Origin of the sequence: Cyanobium sp. T1B-Tous (genome assembly GCF_024345475.1) — a bacterium.
Lineage (GTDB): Bacteria > Cyanobacteriota > Cyanobacteriia > PCC-6307 > Cyanobiaceae > Cyanobium_A.
Genome location: NZ_JAGQBE010000001.1, coordinates 85,378 through 106,914, shown reverse-complemented (window position 1 = coordinate 106,914; position 21,537 = coordinate 85,378). Strand labels below are relative to the sequence as shown.

17 protein-coding genes are annotated in these 21,537 nt (G+C 70.9%); 11 read left to right on the top strand and 6 right to left on the bottom strand.

The window, feature by feature from the left end:
* From KBY71_RS00575 to KBY71_RS00535, 9 genes are all read left to right on the top strand, one after another.
* Positions 1-154, top strand: a 154-nt coding sequence (locus KBY71_RS00575; protein WP_254927062.1) for a crossover junction endodeoxyribonuclease RuvC, incomplete at its 5' end; no start/stop codon positions are given.
* Positions 151-750: a 5-formyltetrahydrofolate cyclo-ligase gene (locus tag KBY71_RS00570; protein WP_254927046.1), complete on the top strand. Its 600-nt coding sequence runs from the start codon at positions 151-153 to the stop codon at positions 748-750. The genes KBY71_RS00575 and KBY71_RS00570, both read left to right, overlap by 4 nt.
* A 69-nt stretch (positions 751-819) precedes the next feature.
* Complete coding sequence (locus KBY71_RS00565) at positions 820-996, top strand: hypothetical protein (protein ID WP_190389002.1); 177 nt, start codon at positions 820-822, stop codon at positions 994-996.
* Positions 997-1,003: 7 nt separating this feature from the next.
* Entirely contained in the window at positions 1,004-1,534 is a 531-nt protein-coding gene (locus KBY71_RS00560; RefSeq protein ID WP_254927045.1) for a hypothetical protein, read from the top strand.
* Positions 1,534-1,983: a SufE family protein gene (locus KBY71_RS00555; RefSeq protein WP_254927061.1), complete on the top strand. Its 450-nt coding sequence runs from the start codon at positions 1,534-1,536 to the stop codon at positions 1,981-1,983. Before KBY71_RS00560 ends, KBY71_RS00555 begins: the two co-directional genes overlap by 1 nt.
* 27 nt (positions 1,984-2,010) lie before the next feature.
* A complete protein-coding gene (locus tag KBY71_RS00550) occupies positions 2,011-3,339 on the top strand; it encodes a homoserine dehydrogenase (RefSeq protein ID WP_254927044.1) in 1,329 nt (442 codons plus the stop codon).
* 285 nt (positions 3,340-3,624) lie between these two features.
* Complete coding sequence (locus tag KBY71_RS00545) at positions 3,625-3,837, top strand: hypothetical protein (RefSeq protein WP_254927043.1); 213 nt, start codon at positions 3,625-3,627, stop codon at positions 3,835-3,837.
* A gap of 73 nt (positions 3,838-3,910) precedes the next feature.
* Positions 3,911-5,500, top strand: coding sequence for an ABC transporter substrate-binding protein (locus KBY71_RS00540; protein WP_254927060.1), 1,590 nt, complete (start codon positions 3,911-3,913; stop codon positions 5,498-5,500).
* A complete protein-coding gene (locus tag KBY71_RS00535) occupies positions 5,497-6,528 on the top strand; it encodes an ABC transporter permease (RefSeq protein ID WP_254927042.1) in 1,032 nt (343 codons plus the stop codon). Before KBY71_RS00540 ends, KBY71_RS00535 begins: the two co-directional genes overlap by 4 nt.
* 6 nt (positions 6,529-6,534) lie before the next feature.
* Here KBY71_RS00535 and KBY71_RS00530 read toward each other — a convergent pair whose 3' ends face one another.
* On the bottom strand, positions 6,535-8,250 hold the full coding sequence (locus KBY71_RS00530; protein ID WP_254927041.1) for an alpha/beta hydrolase: 1,716 nt from the start codon (positions 8,248-8,250) through the stop codon (positions 6,535-6,537).
* Between the two features lie 68 nt (positions 8,251-8,318).
* Here KBY71_RS00530 and KBY71_RS00525 point away from each other — a divergent pair, with 68 nt between their 5' ends.
* On the top strand, positions 8,319-9,566 hold the full coding sequence (locus KBY71_RS00525; protein ID WP_261354489.1) for an MFS transporter: 1,248 nt from the start codon (positions 8,319-8,321) through the stop codon (positions 9,564-9,566).
* Here the strand turns inward: KBY71_RS00525 and KBY71_RS00520 are convergent.
* Genes KBY71_RS00520 through KBY71_RS00510 form a run of 3 tightly spaced genes read right to left on the bottom strand, consistent with a single transcriptional unit; the run spans position 9,535 to position 12,358 of the window.
* A complete protein-coding gene (locus KBY71_RS00520; RefSeq protein WP_254927040.1) occupies positions 9,535-9,726 on the bottom strand; it encodes a hypothetical protein in 192 nt (63 codons plus the stop codon). The genes KBY71_RS00525 and KBY71_RS00520 overlap by 32 nt on opposite strands.
* The gene (locus tag KBY71_RS00515; protein WP_254927039.1) at positions 9,723-11,192 is read right to left on the bottom strand and encodes a cytochrome P450; all 1,470 of its coding nucleotides are present in this window, start codon (positions 11,190-11,192) and stop codon (positions 9,723-9,725) included. Before KBY71_RS00515 ends, KBY71_RS00520 begins: the two co-directional genes overlap by 4 nt.
* Entirely contained in the window at positions 11,189-12,358 is a 1,170-nt protein-coding gene (locus KBY71_RS00510; protein WP_254927038.1) for a hypothetical protein, read from the bottom strand. The genes KBY71_RS00515 and KBY71_RS00510 overlap by 4 nt, the downstream gene beginning before the upstream one ends.
* Here KBY71_RS00510 and KBY71_RS00505 point away from each other — a divergent pair.
* Entirely contained in the window at positions 12,344-12,904 is a 561-nt protein-coding gene (locus KBY71_RS00505) for an SRPBCC family protein (RefSeq protein WP_254927037.1), read from the top strand. The two genes, KBY71_RS00510 and KBY71_RS00505, sit on opposite strands and share 15 nt — an antisense overlap.
* On the opposite strand, the gene KBY71_RS00500 is transcribed toward KBY71_RS00505, so the two are convergent.
* Entirely contained in the window at positions 12,894-14,138 is a 1,245-nt protein-coding gene (locus KBY71_RS00500) for a glycosyltransferase family 2 protein (RefSeq protein ID WP_254927036.1), read from the bottom strand. The genes KBY71_RS00505 and KBY71_RS00500 overlap by 11 nt on opposite strands.
* Positions 14,135-21,508 carry a type I polyketide synthase gene (locus tag KBY71_RS00495; RefSeq protein WP_254927035.1) on the bottom strand — a complete coding sequence of 2,458 codons (7,374 nt, stop codon included), beginning with the start codon at positions 21,506-21,508 and terminating at the stop codon, positions 14,135-14,137. The genes KBY71_RS00500 and KBY71_RS00495 overlap by 4 nt, the downstream gene beginning before the upstream one ends.
* Positions 21,509-21,537: the final 29 nt, after the last annotated feature.

Here is a 21,537-nt window from a genome sequence, read left to right as displayed (position 1 = left end):
GCAGATCAAGCTGGCCCTCACCGGCCATGGCCACGCCCAGAAGGACGACGTGCTCGAGGCAGTGATGCGGGAGCTCAACCTCGACACCCCGCCCCGCCCCGACGACGCCGCCGACGCCCTCGCCGCCGCCCTCACCGGCTGGTTCCAGCGATGAGCGCCAAAGCCAGCTTGCGCCTGGAGTTTCGGGCCCGGCGCCTGGCCCTGCTGCCCCAGGCCCAGCCCGCCATCGAGGCCCAGGCCCGGCGGCACTGTCCTGCTCTGGTGCCCCCCGGGCGCCACCTGGGCCTCTACTGGCCCCTGGCCGGCGAAGTCGACCTGCGCGCGCTGGAGGCCCTGCTGCCCAACCAGCTGGCCCTGCCGGCCATCACCGCCGCCCCCGGCGATCCGGCGGCCCGGCTGGTGTACCGCCCCTGGCGGGGCGGCGACGCCCTGGAGCCCGATGGCTGCGGCATCCCCGCCCCCGCGGCCCAATCCGCAGCGCCTGGCGACGGCGAACTGGCCCCCGAGCAGCTGGGCCTGCTGTTGGTTCCGGCCCTGGCCTGCGATGCCGCGGGAATCCGGTTGGGCTACGGCGGCGGCTGGTACGACCGGCTGCGGGCGACGCCCGGCTGGGCCCAGGTGCCGGCCCTGGCGGTGCTGCCCAAGGGCTGCCGGGTGGAACGCCTACCCCGCGATCCCTGGGATGCGCCGCTGCAGGGCTGGCTCGATGAGGACGGGCCCGTGTGGATCGGGGCGGATGTTCGATGTTGACAAAGCCTTCACGGAAGGCGCAGTGGGCCCCACCATTTGCCAGGATCAAACCACTGCACCGGCCCTGATTTGGACCTGTCCGCCTCCCGCGTTCCCAGCAGCCGTGCCTCGGCCCCCGACCTGGTGCTGGCGGCCGAACTCCAGGACCGCGGCCAGACCAGCGACGCCCTCTCGATGATGGTCAGTTCGATGGTGCGGATGGTGCAAGCCGGCAAAAGCAGCGATAGTCGCTGGAAAGCCTCCTGATCGCTCCATGAGCCTGCGACCCTTCCCCGCTCTGCCGCGCAGGGCGATCACCCGGGCGAGCGGGCTCAGTGCAGTGGCCCTGCTGCTCGCGTCCGCGGCGCCGGTCCACAGCCACGCCATTGAAAGCAGCTTGGAGCGGCTCAGCAGCCTCACCGATCAGCTGGTGTTGGACAGCCGCTTCGGCAACGGCGAACCCGCCGCCGATGCCGTGGTGCGCCTGATCCCCCCCGGGGGAACCCCGATCGAGGTGGGCCGCACCGATGCCAGCGGCCAGCTGCGCTTCCACCTGCCCCAGAACGCCACCGCCAGCTGGGAAGTGCAGGTGGATCAGGGGCCTGGCCACCGGGACTACCTGGAGCTGCCCACCGCCGAGGCCAGCCCCTCCACCCTTCCCTCCCGGGCCCGGCTCAGCTCAGCCGCCCCGGTCCCGTCCCTATCCGGCCTCGCTCCCCTGCTGCTGGGCCTCTGTGCGGTCGGCGGTCTGCTGAGCTGGACCGGTCTGCTGGGCGGGAAACGCACCACGGGATGGCGCCGCTGATGGTGGCCCCCACCGGCAGCCCCGCCCTCGACCAGATGGTGGAGCGCCTGGCCGGCACGGCCGACCCCAAACGGCGCTACGAATACGTGCTCTGGCTGGCCAAGAAGCTCGAGCCCCTGCCGGCGGAATTCCGTCACGAGGCCTTCCAGGTGAAGGGCTGCGTCTCCCAGGTGTTCGTGGTGGCTGAGCTGGTGGACGGCAAGCTCCACTGGCGCGGCGACTCCGACGCCGCCATCACCAAGGGGCTGCTGGCCCTGCTCATCGCCGGCCTTGAGGGGCTGACCCCCGAGCAGGCCCTGCGCATCGATCCGGCCTTCGTCGCCGCCACCGGCCTCCAGGCCAGCCTCACCCCGTCGCGGGCCAACGGCTTCCTCAACATCCTGCGGTTGATGCAGAGCCAGGCCCAAGCCTTGGCCGCCTCCGCCGAGCCCCGTCCAGCTGATTTCTAGGATCGCCGCACTGCAACCCCCCAGCGCATGACCATCGGCATCGGCTTGCTTGGCCTCGGCACGGTGGGGGCGGGCGTGGCCGGCATCCTGGCGACCCCCTCCGGGCGCCATCCGCTGGTGGGAGAGCTGGCCCTGCGCCGGGTGGCGGTGCGCGACCTGGCTCGCCCGCGGCCGGTGGAGCTGGCGGCGGAGCTCCTCACCACCGATCCCGAGGCGGTGGTGGATGACCCGGCGGTGGACATCGTGGTGGAGGTGATGGGCGGCCTGGAGCCGGCCCGCAGCCTGATCCTGCGGGCGATTGCCGCCGGCAAGCCGGTGGTGACCGCCAACAAGGCCGTGATCGCCCGCTACGGCGAAGAGATCGCCGCCGCCGCCGCGGCCCAAGGGGTGTACGTGCTGATCGAGGCAGCCGTGGGCGGCGGCATCCCGATCATCGAGCCGCTCAAGCAATCCCTGGGCGCCAACCGCATCCAGCGGGTGAGCGGCATCATCAACGGCACCACCAACTACATCCTCAGCCGCATGGCGGCCGAGGGAGCCGCCTACGCCGACGTGCTGGCCGATGCCCAGCGGCTGGGCTACGCCGAAGCCGATCCCGCCGCCGATGTGCAGGGCGGCGACGCCGCCGACAAGATCGCCATCCTGGCTAGCCTGGCCTACGGCGGCAACGTGCCCCGGGCCGCCATCCCCACCGAAGGCATCGATCGCCTGGACGCCCGCGACGTGGCCTACGCCGCCCAGCTGGGCTACGTGGTGAAGCTGCTGGCGGTGGCCCAAGCCATGCCCGGCAGCCCAGCCGTGCCCAGCGCCCAGGCCGAGCAGCTGCTGGATGTGCGGGTCCATCCCACCCTGCTGCCCAAGGCCCACCCCCTCGCCGGGGTGAACGGGGTGAACAACGCGATCCTGGTGGAGGGCGATCCGGTGGGCCAGGTGATGTTCTACGGCCCTGGGGCGGGCGCCGGGCCCACCGCCTCCGCGGTGGTGGCCGACATCCTCAACATTGCCGGCATCCGGCAGGCCACCGGCAACGGCACCAACGCCCCCCTCGATCCCCTGCTGGCCGCGGGCAGCTGGCGCCCCTGCCGCCTGGTGGACAGCGCCGTCACCAGCCACCGCAACTACGTGCGCCTGCGCACCAGCGACCGGGCCGGGGTGATCGGGGCGATCGGCACCTGCTTCGGCGAGGCGGGGGTATCGATCCAGTCGATCGTGCAATTCGAAACCCAGAGCGCCGGCGATGCCGAGATCGTGGTGATCACCCACGAGGTGTGCGAGGCCAACTTCCGCCAAGCCCTGGCCGCGATCGAAGCCCTGGCGGACGTGCAGGCCGTGGCCGCCTGTTTGCGCACCCTCTAAAGGGCCCGCTGATCAGGCCCATCAGGTCTGCAAATCGCCACCCGCTGGCCAGCGGGGCCCATGGCAGGCCACAGTGGAGGGATCAATCCGAAAAGAACCTTAAGGATCAGGCAAGCAGGCCCCGCTCCCTTCCGGGCCGCTGTCGCGATCCCCACACCCAGGCTTCTGTTTGTAGCGAGACAAACAATCTCCAGGTCTGATCCCTCGCAGCATCAACTTCAGAGATCTCGAGTCGCGCTTCCGTTCTTTCCCTTCCCCGATCCTCCAGTTCTTCGTCATCCCCCTATGACTGGCCCCACCTTCACCACTGCCGCCCCCGCCCTTCACCAGGGCGCCTGCGTGCACCTCGACAGCGATGAGCAGCTGTACCAGGTGATTGGCATCGATGACCACCACGACCGCTGCTGGCTGCGCCGCTGGCCCCTGGCCCGCCAGGGCTCGGAAGTGTTTGAAATTTCCCTGCAGCAGGTGCGTCCTGCCCGCCCCCATCGGTCTTGAATGGCCGCCATCTGATGGCCGCCCCTTGCCCCGCGCTCCGCGGCTGAATCCCGCCCTGGCCGCAGCCCTGCTGATGGCCGGCCTGGGTGGCCCCCTCTCCCTCACGGGCTGCCAGCCGCAGCCCAACCCTGGCGCCAGCAGCAGCCCCAACCGGCTGGTGGTGGCCAGCAAGAACCGCATCGATACGGTCGATCCCGGCGGCGCCTACACCTTCGGCGCCATGCAACTGCTGAGCGCCATCGGGGATCCCCTCTACGCCATCAACGCCCGTGGCGAGCTGGAGCCACGGCTGGCGGTGGCCCCGCCGGTTTTGAGTGCCGACGGTCTGACGGCCCGGGTGGAGCTGCGCCGGGGCGTGCGCTTCCACGACGGCACGCCGTTCAACGCGGCGGCGATGGTGTTCAGCCTGGAGCGCTTCCTGGCGATCGGCAAGCTCAGCTATCTCCTGGGTGACCGGGTGAGCGGCGCACGGGCGGTGGGCCCCTACACGCTCGAACTCACGCTCAAGCGCCCCTACAGCGCCCTGGCCGAGTTGCTCAGCGCCGTGAACCTCACGCCGCTCTCCCCCACCGCCTACCAACGCCACCAAAAAACTTTCCTCAACGACCGCTTCGTGGGCACCGGCCCCTACCGGCTCAGCTTCTTCACCGACCAGCAGCAGCGGCTGGAACCGTTTGCGGGCTACTGGGGCGCCAAACCCGCCAACGCGGGCATCGATCTGGTGGCCCTGAGCAACTCCACCGCCCTCTATGGAGCCCTGCAGAGCGGCGAGGTGGATGTGCTGCTCTCCACCAGCCTGGAGATCGACCAGCAGGCGTCCCTGCGACGCCGTGCCAGCCAGGGCCAGCTGCGGGAGGGCAGCGGGCCGGCCCTGGAGATCGGCTACCTCACCCTGCTCACCGACCAGCCCCCGCTCAACGATCCCCGCCTACGCCAGGCGGTGGCCTACAGCCTTGATCGCCGCACGATCAGCCGCCGGGTCACCCTGGGGCTACGGCCGCCCCTGCGCGACCTGGTGCCCCCCAGCCTCAAGGGCTCCGACCCCCAGGCCTGGCCCGGCTACAACCCGGCCAAGGCCCGCCAGCTCTACCGCCAGGCGGGCTACTGCCAGGGCAAGCGGCTGACGCTGCCGCTCACCTTCCGCTCCAACATTCCGGCCGACAAGCTGTTCGCCCTCACCTGGCAGGCCCAGCTGCGGCAAGATCTGGGCGACTGTGTGGAGCTGGAGGTCACCGGCATGGAGGCCACCACCGCCTACCGCCAGCTGGGCGAGGGCGCCTTCCCCCTGATCCTGTTGGAGTGGATGGGCGACTTCCCCGACGCCGACAACTACCTGGTGCCCCTGCTGGGCTGCGACCAGGCTGAAGGGGATCGCTGCGCCAAGGGGGCCGCCGCCGCCAGCGGCAGCTTCTGGGCGCGGCCCGGGTTGCAGGAGGACCTGCAGCGCAGCGCCGCCCTGGCGGGCCCGGCGCGCGCGGCCCTGCTGCGCCGCATCCAGCGCCAGACCGCCGCGGCCAATCCCTACCTGCCGGTGTGGCTGGTGGCGCCCCGGGCCTGGGCCCAGCGCAGCGTCAGCCAGCCCCGCTTCGATGGCTCCGGCCGCCTGCTGCTACAGGAGCTGCAGCGCACCGGTCCCACCCCCAACCTGGGGACAGGCCGATGAGCCGTCGCCGCACCCTGCTGCGCTACCTGGCCGCCCGCCTGGCCCTGGCCCCCCTGATGTTGTGGCTGATCTCCAGCCTGGTGTTCCTGCTGCTGCGGCTGGCACCCGGGGATCCGATCGATGCCCTGCTCGGCACCCGCGCCCCCGAAAGCGCCCGGGCCGCCCTGCGGGCCCAGCTGGGGCTGGATCAGCCCCTGCTGCAGCAATACGGCACCTTCCTGGGCAAGCTGCTGCACGGGGATCTGGGCGCCTCCCTCACCAACCAGGAGCCGGTGACAGCCCTGATCCGCCAGAGCCTGCCGGCGTCCCTGGAGCTGGGGGTGGTGGCCCTGCTGCTGGCGGCGGTGGTGGGATTGGCGGTGGGCTTCTCCGGCATCGCGAGGCCTGAGGGCAAGCTCGACTTCGCCGGCCGCCTCTATGGCATTGGCACCTATGCCCTGCCGCCCTTCTGGGCCGCGATGGTGGTGCAGCTGGTGTTTGCGGTGTGGCTGGGCTGGCTGCCGGTCGGGGGCCGCTTCCCGCCCACGTTGCTCCCGCCGGAAGGCACGGGCTTCTACCTGCTCGACAGCCTGCGCAGCGGCCTGGCCACCGGCCAGTGGCAGCAGTTGGCTGGCAGCGTGCGCCACCTGGTGCTGCCGGCAGCCACCCTGGGCCTGCTGCTCAGCGGCATCTTCGCCAATGCCCTGCGGCTCAATCTGCGCCGCGCCCTCGGCTCCGACTACGTGGAAGCGGCCCGCAGCCGCGGCCTTGGCGAGGCCCGGGTGGTGCTGCGCCATGCCCTGCCCAACGCCCTGCTGCCGGTGCTCACGATCACGGGCATCACGGTGGCGTCCCTGATCGGCGGCGCCCTGCTGATCGAGGTCACCTACTCCTGGCCCGGCATCGCCTTCCGGCTGCAGGAGGCGATCGGCCAGCGCGACTACCCGCTGGTGCAGGGGATCGTGGTGGTGGTGGCCGGCCTGGTGGTGCTGGTCACGGTGGTGGTGGATTTGCTGGTGGCCGTGCTCGACCCGCGGATCGAGTTCTAAAACCCATCAAGGCGCCGGCAACAGCCCCCGCCAGCGGCGGGCCAGGGAGGGATCGAGCACGTAGGCGCGCACGCCGTCCTGGTCCCGAAGCTGGGGCGAGAGCAGCAGGGGGTGCTCCAGGCCCTGGAGGAATTCACTGGTGAGGCTGAGCAGCAGGGCCTGCACCTTGAGCGGCTCGATGCCCACCAGATCTTGGCCGAGGCGGAAGAGGGCCTCGCCGCGGTTGTCGATCCGTACCGGCGAGAAATGGCTGGCCCCCTCCACCAGCACCAGCCGGCTGCGGGGGTGTCGGGCGCGGGCAAACACCGCCAGCTGCTCCTGCTCCGGCGGGGTGACCAGATCGAGGCCACCCCCCACCAGCAACACCGGCAGGTTGAGGTCTTCCAGGCCCCGGTAGGGCCACAACAGACTGCCGAAACCGTTGAAGGCCACTACCCCCAGCAGCCCCCCCCCATGGGGCAGGGGGCCCTGGCTGGGCGCCCCATCCCCGGTGACCCGGGGCAATTGGCACTGGAGCAACCGCGACAGGTTGGTGAGGGGCAAGGAGGCCAGGGCGAGCTCACAGCGGCGGCCCAGGCCCCGCTCCGGCACCAGGCCCGCCCCCATCAGGGCCGCCAGGCCGCCCAGGGAGTGACCCATCAGCACCACCCCCTGCTCCCCCGCCGGCGCCGGCCCGAGGGGCGGCAACTGCCCCTCCCGCTGGGCCTCGAGCACGGCCTGTAAATCAGCGAGGCGCTGGGGCAGGGTTTCGGCCCCAGGCGGGGGAGCATCCCCGAGCAGGGAAGCCTGGATCGCCTGCTGGTCACTGCCGGGATGTTCCACCACCAGCACGGGCCAGCCCCGATCGGCCAGGGCCGCCGCCAGCCAGCTGAGCTGGTCGGGGCTGCCGCCCAGGCCGGGCATCAGCAGCACCCAGGGCCCGCGGCGCGCCTGCTGGCTGGGCCAGAGCTCCAGCGGCAGGGGCGTGACCCGGTGGGGCACGGCCAGCTGGAGCCGCTGGGGCGGGTGGCCGATCACCAGATGCTCGGATCCACTGAAGGAGAGGGGTCTGGAGGTGCGCTGCGGCAGCGGCAACTGGCGCAACTGGGCCAGGGCACCGTTCTGGCGCTGCAACTGACGGCGCCACTGGCTGGCCAACTCCAGTACCCCGTCGATGCGCAGGGTGACGCTCGGCGTGGGCAGGGCACGCAGCAGCTCCAGGGTGGAGACCGTGGTCTGGCGCTGGAGGAGCTGGCGCAGGCTGCTGAGCAGCAGGGGCGCCGTGCTGCGGCCGGGGCCCTGGCCAGGGGAAGCGGTGATGGTGAGCAGGGTGCCGGCCTCCCGGAGCATCTGCTCGCCGGTCCAGCTGTTGAGCAGCTGCACCCCGAAGCTGCGATCACGCAGCAGGGGCGCCGTCAGCAGCCGAGCCAGATCGCGGCGGCTGCCGGGCTCCAGCAGGTTCAGCCACACCGCCAGGTCCTGGGGCGCCGCCAGATTGGACCCCTTCTGGCCACTCTGGCGCGCCCAGGCCTCCAGCTCCACCAGGTCGATGGGCAACTCCAGGCCATCGAGCTGGAGCCGCAATTCCTCAGCGGCCCGGCCCGGTGCTGGGGCCAGCAGGGGGGCCAGCAGACCCGCCGCCAGCACCAGCAGCCGGGCACCTGGACGGCGGCACCCGAGCCGGAACGGGCGCCAGCGCCGCAGTGGGAGCTTGAGCTGGGGCAGGAGCTGAACCGTCGCCATCACCCTCCCAGTCTCCCCCGTCCTGCGATCCGAGCAGCAGACTGCAGGCCAACCGATCTCCGCCCTGCTTGATCCCCTCCCGACGTGACGGGCCTGCGGCACCGCGCTGGTTGGCCCAGTTTCCGGCGGCCCTGCGCCAGGTGGCCCTGGTGCGGCTGGTGGCCTCGATCGGGGCCGGAGGGGTGCTCTATCTCACGCCGATCGTGTTCCACCAAGAGGCCTTCAGCGCCCAGGCGGTCACCCAGGGCCTGGCCCTGGCGGCCCTGGCGGGCACGCTGGGACGCTTTGCCAGTGGGGCCCTGCTGGATCGGGGCCTGGCCTGCTCGATCCCGGTGCTGCTGGCCTCCGTGGCGGCCGTGTTGGGCGATCTGCGGCTGGTGGGCACGGCCAGCTTCGGGGGGTATGTGCAGGGCCAGCTGCTGCTGGGCATCGCGGCCGGCCTCTACTGGCCGGCGGTGGAGCTGGCGGTGCCGCTGGGCAGCGACAGCGGCCCGGCGCCGATTCCCTCGGCGCGGGGCTATGCCCTGGCACGCAGCGCCGACGCAGCAGGCATCGCCACCGGAGCCCTGCTGGGGGCGCTGCTGGCGGCGGCCGGCCAGCTGCGGGGGATCTACCTGATCGACATCGGCTGCGCCCTCACGGTGGCGGCCCTGCTGCTGCGCCGACCCCTGCTGCGGCCCCAGCGCCACGGCGACGGAACAGCCGTCAAGGCCGCCTGGGGGGACTGGCTGCCGCCACTGCTGCCGGTGCTGGCGATCAGCTTGCTGGCCACGTCGCTGCCGGCGCTGATGCAGAGCGCCCTGCCCCTGGATCTGGTGCGCGGCGGCCTGGAACGGGCCGCCATGCCGGAAAGCCTGGGGGCGCTGCTGATCGGCCTGCAGCTGGGACTGTTGGTGCTGATCCAGTGGCCGGTGGGGCAGGCCCTCGCCCGCCGGCCCGTGGCCCACGGGCTGGGGCTGGCCCTGGCCTGCTTTGCGGCCGGCACGGTGCTGCTGGCCTTTTCCGCCCTCACCCGCCAGGGGCTCTGGCTGGTGCTGCTGGCCCAGCTGCCCCTCGCCCTGGGGGAGGCCGCCTTCCTGCCGATCGCCACCGAGGCGGTGATCGAGCTGAGCCCGCGGGAGCATCAGGGTCTGGCCATGGCCCTGTTCTCCCAGTGCTTCGCCCTCAGTGCCCTGGGGGCGCCGCTGCTGGCGGGACTGGCCCTCGATGCCCAGCGCCACGCCGGTGGCTTCTGGATCCTGATGACCCTGCTCTGCCTGGCCGGACTCAACCTGGTGAAACGGCTCAAGCCGAGGCCGGTGGCTCCGGGGGGGTAGCGCCGTCCTGGGCGGCCTGCTTCGCCACCCAGGCCTCATGGGGCAGGGGCTCGGTGCCGTATTCCCAGTCGTCGTAGTCGGGGTCGTTGCGGATTTTTTGATGCAGCTCCTTCTGCACCTCGAAATCGTGGGGGTGGGGCTCGGGCTGGGGGGCCGTCATGGCTGGACCAGGTTTTGTTGCCATTCTGGGGCATCCATGCGGGGGCCTTCCGGCGCCAACGCCGAGCGGGGAGTGCGGCGCACCAAGCGCACCCGGATGCCGTTGCGGGAGCGCAGGGTGAGTCGCGCCACCAGCTCCGGTTCGTGCTCCGGATCCGGCAACACCTCAAAGCGACGCACCAGCTCCGCCAGCACCAGCAAGGCCTCCTGCTGGGCAAAGGCCGCCCCCGGGCACTTGCGTGGCCCCAGCCCATAGGGCAGGAAGGCGTCGCGAGCCCAGCGGCGATCGTCTGCGCTGCTGAGCTCGCCAGGGGTGTCCGTCAAGAAGCGCTCGGGCCGGAAAGCATGGGGTTCGCTCCAGTGCTGTTCATGGCGCTGAATCACCCAGGGCGAGAGGGTCACCAAGGCCCGCATCGGGCAGCGGCTGCCCGCCAGCTCCGTATCGGCCTGGGACTCGCGGATGAAGAAACTCAGCGGCGGGTAGAGCCGCAGCGTCTCGTTGAACACGGCGGCGCCGTAGCTGAGCTGGCGCAGCTCCTCGAAGCCCAGGGGCCGATCCGGCGCGCCGGCCCGGGAGCCCAGCACCTCCAGCACCTCAGCGCGCAGGCGCTGCTGCACCTCCGGAAACCGGCCCAGCAGATACACCGCCATGGCCAACGCACTGGCGGAGGTCTCGTGGCCCGCCAGAAACAGCACACACACCTGATCCACCAGCTCATCGCGGCTGAAGCCGCCACCGGTTTCCGGATCCCGAGCCGCCAGGAGGGCGCCGAGCAGGTCATCGGCCGTGGCGTCGGGATCGGCCAGGCGGGCATCGATCGCCGCGGCAATCCAGGCCCGGATCGGGGCGGCATGGGTGGCCAGGTAGCCCTGGAGGCGCCGGCGCGGGAACCGCAGAAAGCGCAGCATCAGGGCCCGGCCAGCCCGCTTCTGGTACCGGCTGAAGGCTGCAAAAATCTCCTCAGCCTCCGTTCCCTCCAGGGGGCGGGACAGGATCGTGCGCACGATCACATCCGCCGTCACCAGGGTCATCTCGGCGTCGGCATCGATCGGACGGCCATCGGCCAAGCCCTCGAGTCGCACCAGGCTCGCTTCGCAGGCCGCCACCATCTGGGGCAACACCCGCTGCAGCTGGGCCATCTGGAGGGCCTGATCCAACAGGCGGCGCTGGTGGGCCCACTCCTCTCCATTCACCGAAAAGATGCCACGGCCAATCAGCGGCTCCAACATCCACAGGGTGAAGGGGTGCTTGGGGAACTGATCCACCTCTGACACCATCACCTGGCGCACCGCCGCTGGGTCGTTCACCAGCAGCAGGTGGAGCCCCATGAAGCGCAGGGCCCCCACCGGGACGCGGAAATCCCATTCGTTGAGCAGGCCAAACCAGGAGTAGAGGCCCCGGCGGATGCGGCGCAGGAAATTGGGGGTGTACGGCTGGGGATGGGGATAGATCGGTTCATCACTCATGGCGCCAGCAACTCCTCAATCAGGTCGAAGCCACCGCTGCGCCCCGGCTTGGCGGTGCGCAGGTATTCGAAATGGAGATCAAACTGATGGCTAAGCAGAGCTCCCAGGCTGGTGAGACCTTGCCGCTGGGCCAGGGGGATCAGTTGCAGATCGGGGTAGGCCACCTCCAGGCCAGGAAGATCACAACTGCGATAGGGATCCACCGCCGCAAAGCAGAGGTAGTCGTCGCGGGAGGTGACGTCCCGCCAAGGGAGCCTGGGTTCCTGGGCCAGCAGGGCTAGATCGGCATGGAAGGACTGGGCCTGGCTGTGCACCGCCAGGTTGGCCAGGTTCTGACCCAGGCTGAGCAGCTGCAGCCGCCCCGCCAACGCCTCCTCGGCGCCCTGGCGCCGCAATTCGGCAGCCAGCATCGCCATCACGAAGGAGCCGCTGCTGTGGCCCACCAGCCACACCTGGGCCCCTGGTGTCTCCGCCTCCAGCACCAGGATCTGCCGCGCCAGCACCGCAACCCGCTGGCGCAGATCCCGATCGCGGGCCTGGCCCAGCCGATGGGTGAAGCGAATCGAGCGGAACAGCCACACCACGCCGATGGCCTCCCCTAGCCGCCAAGCCTGCAAGCCGCCGAGACCAACCAGACCCAGCTGGATGATCAACAGCAGGGTTTGAGGCACGCCCATCAAGCCGCCCAGTACCCCCACCACGAACCAGGCAAGGGCGAGCACAGCAAGAGCGACAAGTACATAAAGCAGCGGATACAGACCGCAGAGAGCCACTTGAGGGGACCAGCGGCGAATCTTGTGATAACCCCCTTCAAGCAGATACCAGCGATAAATTCCAAGCCCCTCCCAGAGCAGCACCAGCGGGCTCCGCGGCCAGTGGGATCGGGCGATGTCATCCCAGTGCAGGAAGCAGAAGTCGACATCAGCGGCCCCGTCCTCACCCACCTGCCAGCGGCTGATCAGACGCTCCAGATGCTGGCCGCGGCGTTGCCCCACCCGGAGCCCCCGACCACTGCGCCGCTTCAGCTCACGCACCTGCTCAGCGAAGAGGCGGTAATAAAAACTGGCCCCGCGGGGATCGAAGCCACTGAGGAAATACACGCGCCGCCGTGGGCACGGCTGGTCAACAATGGCCGCATCGCCTGGAACGCCGTGGTCGTGACCCACCTGCTGCAACGACGCAGTCTCCCGATCACAGTTGGCTTGTTGGCAACCCTACAGGCGTTGCCCTTGCTGGCCGCCAACCCCGCCTCCCGGGTGACCCTCTCGGGACACCACGGCCAGTACACCGCCTCGATGCTGGTGCCGGTCTCGGCTCCCAAGGCCTGGGCCGTGCTCAGCAACTACGAGTCCATGGCCGGCGTGATGCCCGACATCCAGCAGGCCAAGGTGGTGAGTCGCTCCGGCCGCAGCCTCGAACTGGCCCAGACCTACAAAGCCCCTTACACCTTCGGCCTGAGCATCAAAGCGCGCTTGCAGGTGCAGGAAACGCCCCCCACCCAGATGCGCTACGCCCTGATCAGCGGTGACCGCATCAAGCAGCTCCAGGGCAGCTGGACGATCACCCCAGTCAAGGGCGGTGTGCTGGTGAAGCACCAGATCCAGGTGGTGCCCCAGATCCCCGGCTTCCTGCTGGGCACGTATTACGACCTCACCGAATCCAACCTGCGCCAATCGATGCAGATCCTGGCCAAGCAAATGCTCAAGGGCTGAGCGGCCGCACACCGCGGCCTTCCACCCGGTAGTGCACCCCGCGCCACTCCACCCGCCGGGCCAGGGCCGCCCGCAAGGTGGCCAGGCCATACACCCACTGGGCCAGGGGCAGCCAGCGCAGCAGCCGCCAGGCCTCGGCCAGTCCCGGCCGGGGCAAGCCCTCCGCCAGGGGCCTCAGGGCCCGGGAGGCCACCGCCTCAATCAGCAACAGCAGGGCCACGCAGCCCAGCTCGTAGGCCACCACCGCCGCCAGCAGCACCCCGGCGGCGGCCAGCTGGCCCTCCAGCAGGGCCAGCAGCAGAGCTGCGAGTGCCAGCAGCAGCAGCAGCCAGGTGCCCAGCCCATGCAGGGCCACCAGGGGCCAGGCCGGATGGTGGAGGCGCGCGGTGAGCAGCTGGCGGCTGATCCAGCGGCGCAGTGGCCGCAGGGCGATGCCGTCATCGCGGTCGAGGGCGATCAACTCCGGGCGGAACTCGTAGCGCCAGCCGCTGCGGGCCAGGGGGGCCGGCAGGGCCGTGTCTTCGCACAGGCTGGTGGCGAGCACATCGCGCCAGCCCGTGGACGCGATCAACGGGCGCCGCACCGCCAGGGAGCCCCCCCAGGGGATCCCCAGCAGGGTCATCAGCACCAGGGCGCCACCATTCCAGATGGCGCGCACCATCCCGGCCGGGCTGCCCTGGGCGGGCGCATACCAGCGGTTGCCCGACACCGCCCCCACGCCAGGCTGACCGCACCCCGCCGCCAGGGCCTCGAGCCAGCCGGGCGCCACCACCGCATCGGCATCCACCAAGGCCACCAGCTCCGTGGCCCCGTGCAGCGCGCCGAAGGCCTGGCGCAGGGATGCACTTTTGAGCGATCCCGCCTCCGGCATCCCGGCCAGGGGGATCAACCGGGCGCCCTGCCAGCGGGCCAGGCCCCCCGTCTCCAGCCGGGCAATCTGGTGTTCGGCCAGGGTCCAGGCCGGATCCTGCAGGGAATCCACCACCACCAGCAACCGCCAGGGGCCGGGGTAGGTCTGGGCGGCCAGGGCGGCCAAGGCCTCAGCCAGGCTTGGATCGGCCCCCCGCAGGCACAGCACCACTTCCGCTGGCGGTGCAGGCAGGGCCAGCTGGGGACGGCGGGCCAGCCGACGGCGCACCACCAGGGCGAACGCCAGGGTGAGCAACAGTTGCAACGCCAAGGTGGCCAGCAGCGCAGCGGCCAGCCCCAAGGGGAGGACGGCGACGGTGCTCAAAGCGAGGCCACACCGGTGATCAGGCTGCGGGCATAGGGGCCGATCAGGGCCTCGAAGCCCGGGCAGCGCACGCCCCGGGCCGCCAGGAGCTCCACCGTGGCCCGGCAGCTCGGTCGCGCCCGCACCCCGGCCTGGTTGAGCTCGGGGTAGGTGAGCTGCTCGTCGCCCCAACGCCGCACGAAGAAGGTGCGGATGCCGTAGAGGGGATTGGCGGGATCGCCGGCGATCGCCTCCAGCCAGCGCTCCATCGACACCAGCTCCAGCGGCGCCCCGCGCTCGATCAGGTTGCCGAGCAGATCGGCCAGCAGCATCGGTTCGGGATGTTGCAGGTGAACGTTGCATCCCACCGCCTCCGGCATCCAGGCCAGGGCCGTGACCGCGTCGGCCACGTAATCCACCGGAACCAGATCCAGCTCCCAGGGGAGATCCGGAGCCATGCCCAGGGCCAGGCAGCCCCGCAGCAGCCGATGCAGCAGGTCGTCGTCGTGCCAGGCACCGGTCTGGGAGTGGCCACCGATCAGGGGCGGGCGGTACACCGTCACCGGCAGGCCGGCGGCGCCGGCGGCCAGCACGCGCCGCTCACTCACCCACTTGGTTTGGGAGTAGCCCACGTGGATGCCGCGCCACTCCGCCACGTCCTCGCTCTCGAGCACCTCGCGGTTGCGGTAGGCCGCGGCCTCGAAGGCCGCCACGCTGGAGATCAGCTGCACGGGCACCGGGCCACCGGCGGCGGGGTGCACCGCCAGGTCGAGCATGGTCTGGGTGCCGCCCACGTTGGCGGCCTCCAGCTGGCTGTAGGGGGCCATCTGGCTGAGCTGGGCCCCGTTGTGCAGGATCCCGCCCAGGCCCTGTGCCAAGCCGGCAAAGGCCGACTCCGAGAGGCCGAATCGGGGCTTGGCCAGGTCCCCGGGCACCGCCACCAATCGGTCGCTCCAGCTGTCTTGCCAGAGGCCGTAGTGGTCGAGGTTGGCGCGGATCCGGTCCAGGCCCTGGGCGGGGTCGCTGGCCCGCACCAGGCAGCGCACCTGGAGCCGATCCCAGCGCTGCAACTGGCCGGCCAGCAGGTAGGCCCCCAGGAAGCCGGAGGCACCGGTGAGCAGAATCGCTTCCCCAGGGGGGGATGCAGCAGAAGGAGCTGCGGCCGGCAGGCTCCAGTGGGGCGCCAGCTGGGCTTCCCGGCCCAGATCCAGCACCCGCTCCGCCCCCGCCTGGGGATCCACGAGGGCCTCCAGCAACACGGCGGCCAGGGCTTCGATCGTGGGATCACCGGCCAAGGATTCCAGCTCCAGCTTCACCCCCAGATCCCGCTGGATGCCGGCCGCCAGCTCCACCGCCATCAGCGAATCCAGGCCGATGTGGAAGAGGGAGTCGCCGGGATCCAGGCTGCGGGCATCCTCCAGGCCCATCACGGTGGCCAGGCGTTGCTGCAGCAGCTCCACCACCAGGGCCAGGCGCTGGTCGTCGTCGGCTTGGGCGAGCTGCTGGCGCAGGGCCTCCCCCTCGGCCCCATCGTCGGCGTGGGCGGCCGCCTTGAGCAGCGGCTGCAACACGGCCGACTGGCGGCTGCCGAGCTGGGCCGCCAGCTTGGGCCAGTCGTTGTGGAGCACGGCCACGCATCCCGGTCGCCCCCGCTCCAGCAGCAGGGCCAGGGCATCCAAGGCCTGGGCGGGAGGCAGCAAGCCCACCCCCAAAGCCGCGAATCGGCGCTCCAGACCTTCCGCCATCCCGGCACCACCCCAGGGGCCCCACTGCAGCGAGAGCAGGGGCCAGGCCGGGTGGGTGGGGGTCGGGGTGGGGGATGCGGCCAAGCCATCGAGGGCCCCATTGGCCAGGGAGTAGCTCGTCTGCCCCGGCGAGCCGAGCAGGGCGGCCATCGAGGAGAAGGCCACCCCAAACTCCGGCCGGCAGTCAGCCAGGCGGCAGGCCTGCTCCAACCGCTGCCAGCCGCCCCATTTGGGGGCGATCACCGCGGCCTGCCGGGCGGGAGTCTGCCCCTCCAGCAGGCCGTCATCGAGCTGGCCCGCCGCATGGAACACCCCTACCAGGGGCTTGCCCCGCAGGGCCGCAGCCAGCTGCTCCGGCGGATCGGCCGCCAGATCGAAGGCCAGGGATTCACAGGCGACGCCCTGGCTCTGCAGCTGCTGCACGAGCTGGGGATCGGGCCGCCGGCCCAGCAGCACCAACGAGCGGGCACCCTGAGCCGCCAACCAGAGACTCAGCTGCTGACCGATCCCGCCAAAAGCACCCGTCACCAGATAGGTGGCCCCAGGGCGAATCGTCCAGGCTGCCGGCCGCTCCGGCTGGGTGATCACTACCTTGCCAACATGCCGGGCCTGGGCCATCAGCCGGAAGGCCTCCACGCTGCGCTCGATCGGAAACGCCTGCAACGGGATCGGCGCGTAGTGACCGGCCTCGAGGTCGGCCAGCAGCTCCACCAGCAGGCCACGCACCAAGGAGGGGTCAGCCGCGGCCACCTCCAGCAGGTCGAAGGGCAGATAGGAGGCATCGGGGCGGCGCCGGGCCGCCTCCTCCCGGCTCCAGATCTCGATCTTGCCCAGCTCCACAAAGCGGCCGCCGTCGGCCAGGGCGGCAAAACTCGCCTCCACCCAGTCGCCCTTAAGGCTGTTGAGCACCACATCCACACCGCGGCCTCCGGTGGCGGCCCGCACCTGCTCGCCAAAGGCGAGGCTGCGGGAGTCGAACACCGCCTCCACCCCCTGCTCCAGCAGGGCCGCCTGTTTGGCCGCACTGGCCGTGGCCAGCACCCGCGCACCGCAGCGGCGAGCCACCTGCAGGGCGGCCTGGCCGACCCCACCGGCGGCCGCATGGATCAGCACGGTCTCGCCCGGGCGCAACTGGGCGAGGGTCTGGAGGCCGTAAATCGCTGTGAGGAAGGCCGTGCTGACGCTGGCCCCCAGGGCCGGATCGAGGGCCGCGGGCAGGGGCACGCACAGGGCGGAACGGCACACCACGTGGCTGGCCAGGCTGCCCACCGCCAGGGCGGCCAGCAGCCGCTGGCCCACCAGGGCTGGATCAACCCCAGGGCCGACCGCCACCACCCGGCCCACGCATTCGCCGCCGTAGGGCATGCGGGCCTCGGCGTCCATGCCGAGCTCCCGGCTGTAGCCCGCCAGCAGCCCCAGGGCATTCAAGACATCGCGGAAATTGAGGCCCGTGGCCTCCACCGCCAGTTCCAACTCTCCCGGACCCGGGCTGCGTCGCTGCAGGGGAAGGGCCCGCAGGGTTTCCAGGCTGCCGAGGGACCCGCTCTCCAGGCGGAAGGGGGCATCGGCCAGGGGCTGGAGCCGCTGCACCCAGGCCCGACCATCCCGCCAGGCCAGCAGGGGCTCCCGCTCCCCGAGGGCGAGCAGGGCCGGCCAGTCCGCCGCGGCCGGAGGGGGGCCATCGGCCAGGTGCAACACGGTCCAGCCCAGGGCAGGCTGCTCAAGGGCGGCCGAGCGGGCAAAGGCCGCCATGCCAGCCGCCAGGGGGCCACCCCCCTGCAGCACCAGCCACACCGGCCGGGCCGGTGCCCCGGCCAGCTGCTGGGCCCAACCGAGCAGGTCGGCCGCCAGATCCTCCAGAACAAGGCCAGGCCGGCTGAGATCGGGCCAGAGCAGCAGGGGCTCCGTCCCCGGAGGGATGGGCTCGCCGCCCGTGAAACAGAGCGGTTTCCCGCCGGACTGGGGCAGGGACTCGAGCACCGGAGCCTCCTGCCAGTCGGTTTCCAGCAGCCAGTCCTGGGGGCCAGGGTCGGGCTCCGCCTCCGGCAGGGGGAACAGCCAGTCGAGGGCCTGGCGCGGCAGACGCCGCAACCGGAATCCCCGGATCCAGCCCAAAGGGGTGGCGCCGTCGTGGAGCACCAGGTTGACCAAGACAAAGGCCGGCTCCTGGCTGGGCTGGAGCTGCACCTGGCAGTGCAGGCGATCGGGCAGGGGCAAGGCCTTCAGCCACAGCTCCTCGAGTCCAACCGGCAGCAGCAGCTGCCCCTCCCGCGCCGCGGGATCCAGCAACACGGCCACGGCCTGAAAACAGCTGTCCAGCAGGCCCCGGTCCTGGCCCCCCTCCGGACGCTCCAGCTCCGCCCAGGCCTGGCCATCGGCCAGCTGCAGCTGCCGCAGGCCCCGGTAGGTGGGTCCATAGTTCAGCCCAACCTGGGCCAGGGCCTCATAGAACCCGGCCAGTTGCACCGACGTCGCCGCCGCCGGGGGCTGGGTCAGGGGGAAGGGCGGCTCTCCCGATGGGGCACCGCCAAGGGCCACCTCACCGTGACGCTGCCAGGGCGAGGGATCGGCGCCATCGGGCCGGCTGTGGAAGGTGAGGCCATCGGCCCGCCGGTGACACTGCAACCGCACGGCGCCACCGTCGCCGGCCAGCTTCAGCGGTTGATCCAGGCGCATCGCCCCCAGCCCCAGCGGCTGCTCGGCCTGCTGGAGCACCGCCAGGGCAGTCGTGAGGAAGCCGGCAGCGGGGAACACCACCTGGTCCCGAATGCGGTGATCACCCAGATCCGTGCCGTCCTTGCCAAGCAGCGCCTGATACACCTCCACCTCGCCAGGGAGGTCCAAGCGGGTCAAGGCGCCAGAGCAGGTGGGCATCCCATTGGAGGGCGCCGCTACGGCGGGCATCAGGGGCGCATTGGCCGGAGCGGTGAGGCCGAGATGGTGGAGCCAGGAGCTGGCCGGAGCCGACCCTTCACCCTCACGGCTCCACCAATAACGCTGTCGCTCAAAGGGATAACCAGGCAGGCTGACGCGCCGAAAGGGGTAGGGGCGGTGGAAGCCAGCCCAGTCAACGGCGAAGCCACTGCGCCACAGGCCGCCGAGGCTGGCGTAGATCACCTCCCAGTCAGACTGCCCAGGCACCAGGGAAGGCCAGTGGCTGAAGGCGGGCTCCTGGGCGCACTGACGGGCCATGCCAATCAGGGTGGGGCGGGCACCAATCTCCAAAAACACCTGGGCCCCCTGGGACACGAGGGTGGCCACCCCCTCCGCAAAGCGCACCGGGCTGAGCACCTGATCGCACCAGTAGTCGGGCTGGGCCACCTCGGCGCCGGCCAGCAAACCGGTGAGGTTGCTCACCAGCGGCTTGCTGGGCGGTGCAAAGGCCAGCTGGCGCAATTCGCGCTCGAAGGCTTCCAGCATCGGAGCCATCGCCTCGGTGTGAAAGGCATGGGACACCGCCAGTTGGCGGGCATGGAGTCCGGCCGCCTCGGCCTCAGCCAGCAGTTGCCGCAAGGCGGCACTCGGGCCTGCCACCACCGTGTTGGCAGGGCCGTTGTAGGCCGCCACACGCATCGCGGGATGGCGGGCCATCAGCGCCTGCACCCGCTCCAAGGGAGCTAGCAGCGCCACCATCCCGCCCGTCGGCGGCAAGGCCTGCATCAAGCGCCCGCGGGCCGCCACCAGGCGACAGGCATCGTCCAGGGAGAAGACCCCGGCCAAGTGGGCAGCCAGCACCTCCCCGATGCTGTGGCCCATCAACAGATCGGGGCGCACACCCCAGCTCTGCCAGAGCTGGCTCAGGGCGTAGCCCACCGCAAACAGAGCCGGCTGGGTGGCCCCTGTCTGATTCAACTGGGCGGCGGCCAGGGCCTCATCGCCCGCCTGGGGCACCAACAGCTCGCGCAGCGGCGTCTCCAGCAAGGGGTCCAGCAGGGCCGCCACCCGCTCAAAAGCATCCCGGAACGTGGGGTGGTCCAGCAGCTCCCGGCCCATACCGAGGGCCTGGGAGCCCTGGCCGGTGAAGAGCCAGGCCAACTTGCCGGGCCGCCGCGATGCGGTGGCGCGCGTCACACCGTCGGGGAGGGGACTGCGCTCGCTGGCCAGGGCCTGAAGCTGGGTCACCAGCTGGTCGTGGTCGCGGGCCAGGCACACCGAACGGTGCCGGAAGCCGGTGCGGCCCAGATTGGCGGAGGCGGCCAGATCGGCGAGCTTGAGGGAGGGTTTGGCCTGCAACTGCCCGGCCAGGTCCCGCGCCATCCGGGCCAGGGCCTCGGGTGTACGGGCCGACAGCGTGAGCAGCTGCAGGGGCATGCGCGCGCCGAACCGCATCGGGGCCGGCTGCTGGGGGGCATCGGCCAGCACTACATGGGCATTGGTGCCGCCAAACCCAAAGGAACTCACCCCCACCACCGGCGCCCGCTCCGGATGGGGGAAGGGCTCCAGGCTGGTCTGCACCTGCAGCTTGAGGCCAGCGAAGTCGATCGAGGGATTGGGGCGCCGGCAGTGAAGGCTGGGGGGGAGTTGGCGCTTGGCCACACACAGGGCCGCCTTGATCAGGCCGGTAATGCCGGCGGCGGTTTCTGAGTGGCCCAGGTTGGTCTTCACCGAACCCACCCGACAGGCCTCCCCCTCGGGCCTGCCCTCTCCCAGCACCGTTCCAAGGGCCCGCAGTTCAATCGGGTCCCCCTGGCGGGTGCCCGTGCCATGGGCCTCCACGTACTGGGTCGCGGCCGGATCAATGCCTGCCCGGGCAAAGGCCTCCCGCACACAGGCGATCTGGGCCCGCACATTGGGGGCCACCATGCCGTTGCTGCGGCCATCCGAATTGACGGCCGAGCCGTGGATCACCGCGTAGATCGAATCGCCGGCCGCCTGGGCCGCGGCCAGGGGCTTGAGCAACACCGCTCCGGCCCCCTCCGAACGGACATAGCCATCGGCGCTGGCGTCAAAGCTCTTGCAGCGCCCATCCGGTGCCAACAGGCCGGCCTTGCAGAAGCTCATCTGAATGCCGGGATGAATCAGGGCCTGCACGCCGCCGGCCAGGGCGGCCTCGGATTCCCCCCGCCAGAGGCTCTCGCAAGCCAGATGCACCGCCACCAGGGAGGAGGAACAGGCCGTGTCCACCGTGAAGCTGGGGCCCTTGAAATCAAAGAAATAGGAGAGCCGATTGGCGGCGATGCACCCGGTGTTGCCCGGCAGCACAAAGGGCTCGTTGTCGGGAGTGATGTAGCGCTCGGGCGAGGCCCAGAGCAGGGAGCTGTAGTCGGCGCTGGAGATCCCCATGAACACCCCGACGGCCTTGCCGCGCACCTGCTCCAGGGGCTGGCCCCCATCCTCCAGGGCCCGCCAGGCCACCTCCAGCAAGAGCCGTTGCTGGGGATCCATGCACACCGCTTCTCGGGGCGTGATGCCGAAAAAGGCCGCATCAAACTGGTCGATCCCCTCCACAAAGCCGCCCTGACGAACGTGCTGGGTGAGGGGATGGGCGGGGTCAGCGTTGTAATGCAGGCCGAGATCCCAGCGATCGGGAGGCACCTCTCGGATCGCGTCGCGCCCGTCCCGTAGAAACTCCCAGAAGCGTTCCGGGTCATCGATCCCGCCCGGGAGCCGACAGCCGATACCGACGATGGCAATCGGTTCGGGCATTGGGAAGATCAAACCAGTCCCATCTTCGC

Bases quoted from the DNA above. Each gene is read 5' to 3' on its own strand.
- KBY71_RS00550 (WP_254927044.1), top strand. From the start codon at position 2,011: ATGACCATCGGCATCGGCTTGCTTGGCCTCGGCACGGTGGGGGCGGGC.
- KBY71_RS00570 (WP_254927046.1), top strand. From the start codon at position 151: ATGAGCGCCAAAGCCAGCTTGCGCCTGGAGTTTCGGGCCCGGCGCCTG.
- KBY71_RS00535 (WP_254927042.1), top strand. From the start codon at position 5,497: ATGAGCCGTCGCCGCACCCTGCTGCGCTACCTGGCCGCCCGCCTGGCC.
- KBY71_RS00555 (WP_254927061.1), top strand. From the start codon at position 1,534: ATGGTGGCCCCCACCGGCAGCCCCGCCCTCGACCAGATGGTGGAGCGC.
- KBY71_RS00495 (WP_254927035.1), bottom strand. From the start codon at position 21,508: ATGCCCGAACCGATTGCCATCGTCGGTATCGGCTGTCGGCTCCCGGGC.
- KBY71_RS00515 (WP_254927039.1), bottom strand. From the start codon at position 11,192: ATGAGTGATGAACCGATCTATCCCCATCCCCAGCCGTACACCCCCAAT.
- KBY71_RS00520 (WP_254927040.1), bottom strand. From the start codon at position 9,726: ATGACGGCCCCCCAGCCCGAGCCCCACCCCCACGATTTCGAGGTGCAG.
- KBY71_RS00530 (WP_254927041.1), bottom strand. From the start codon at position 8,250: ATGGCGACGGTTCAGCTCCTGCCCCAGCTCAAGCTCCCACTGCGGCGC.
- KBY71_RS00545 (WP_254927043.1), top strand. From the start codon at position 3,625: ATGACTGGCCCCACCTTCACCACTGCCGCCCCCGCCCTTCACCAGGGC.
- KBY71_RS00540 (WP_254927060.1), top strand. From the start codon at position 3,911: ATGGCCGGCCTGGGTGGCCCCCTCTCCCTCACGGGCTGCCAGCCGCAG.
- KBY71_RS00560 (WP_254927045.1), top strand. From the start codon at position 1,004: ATGAGCCTGCGACCCTTCCCCGCTCTGCCGCGCAGGGCGATCACCCGG.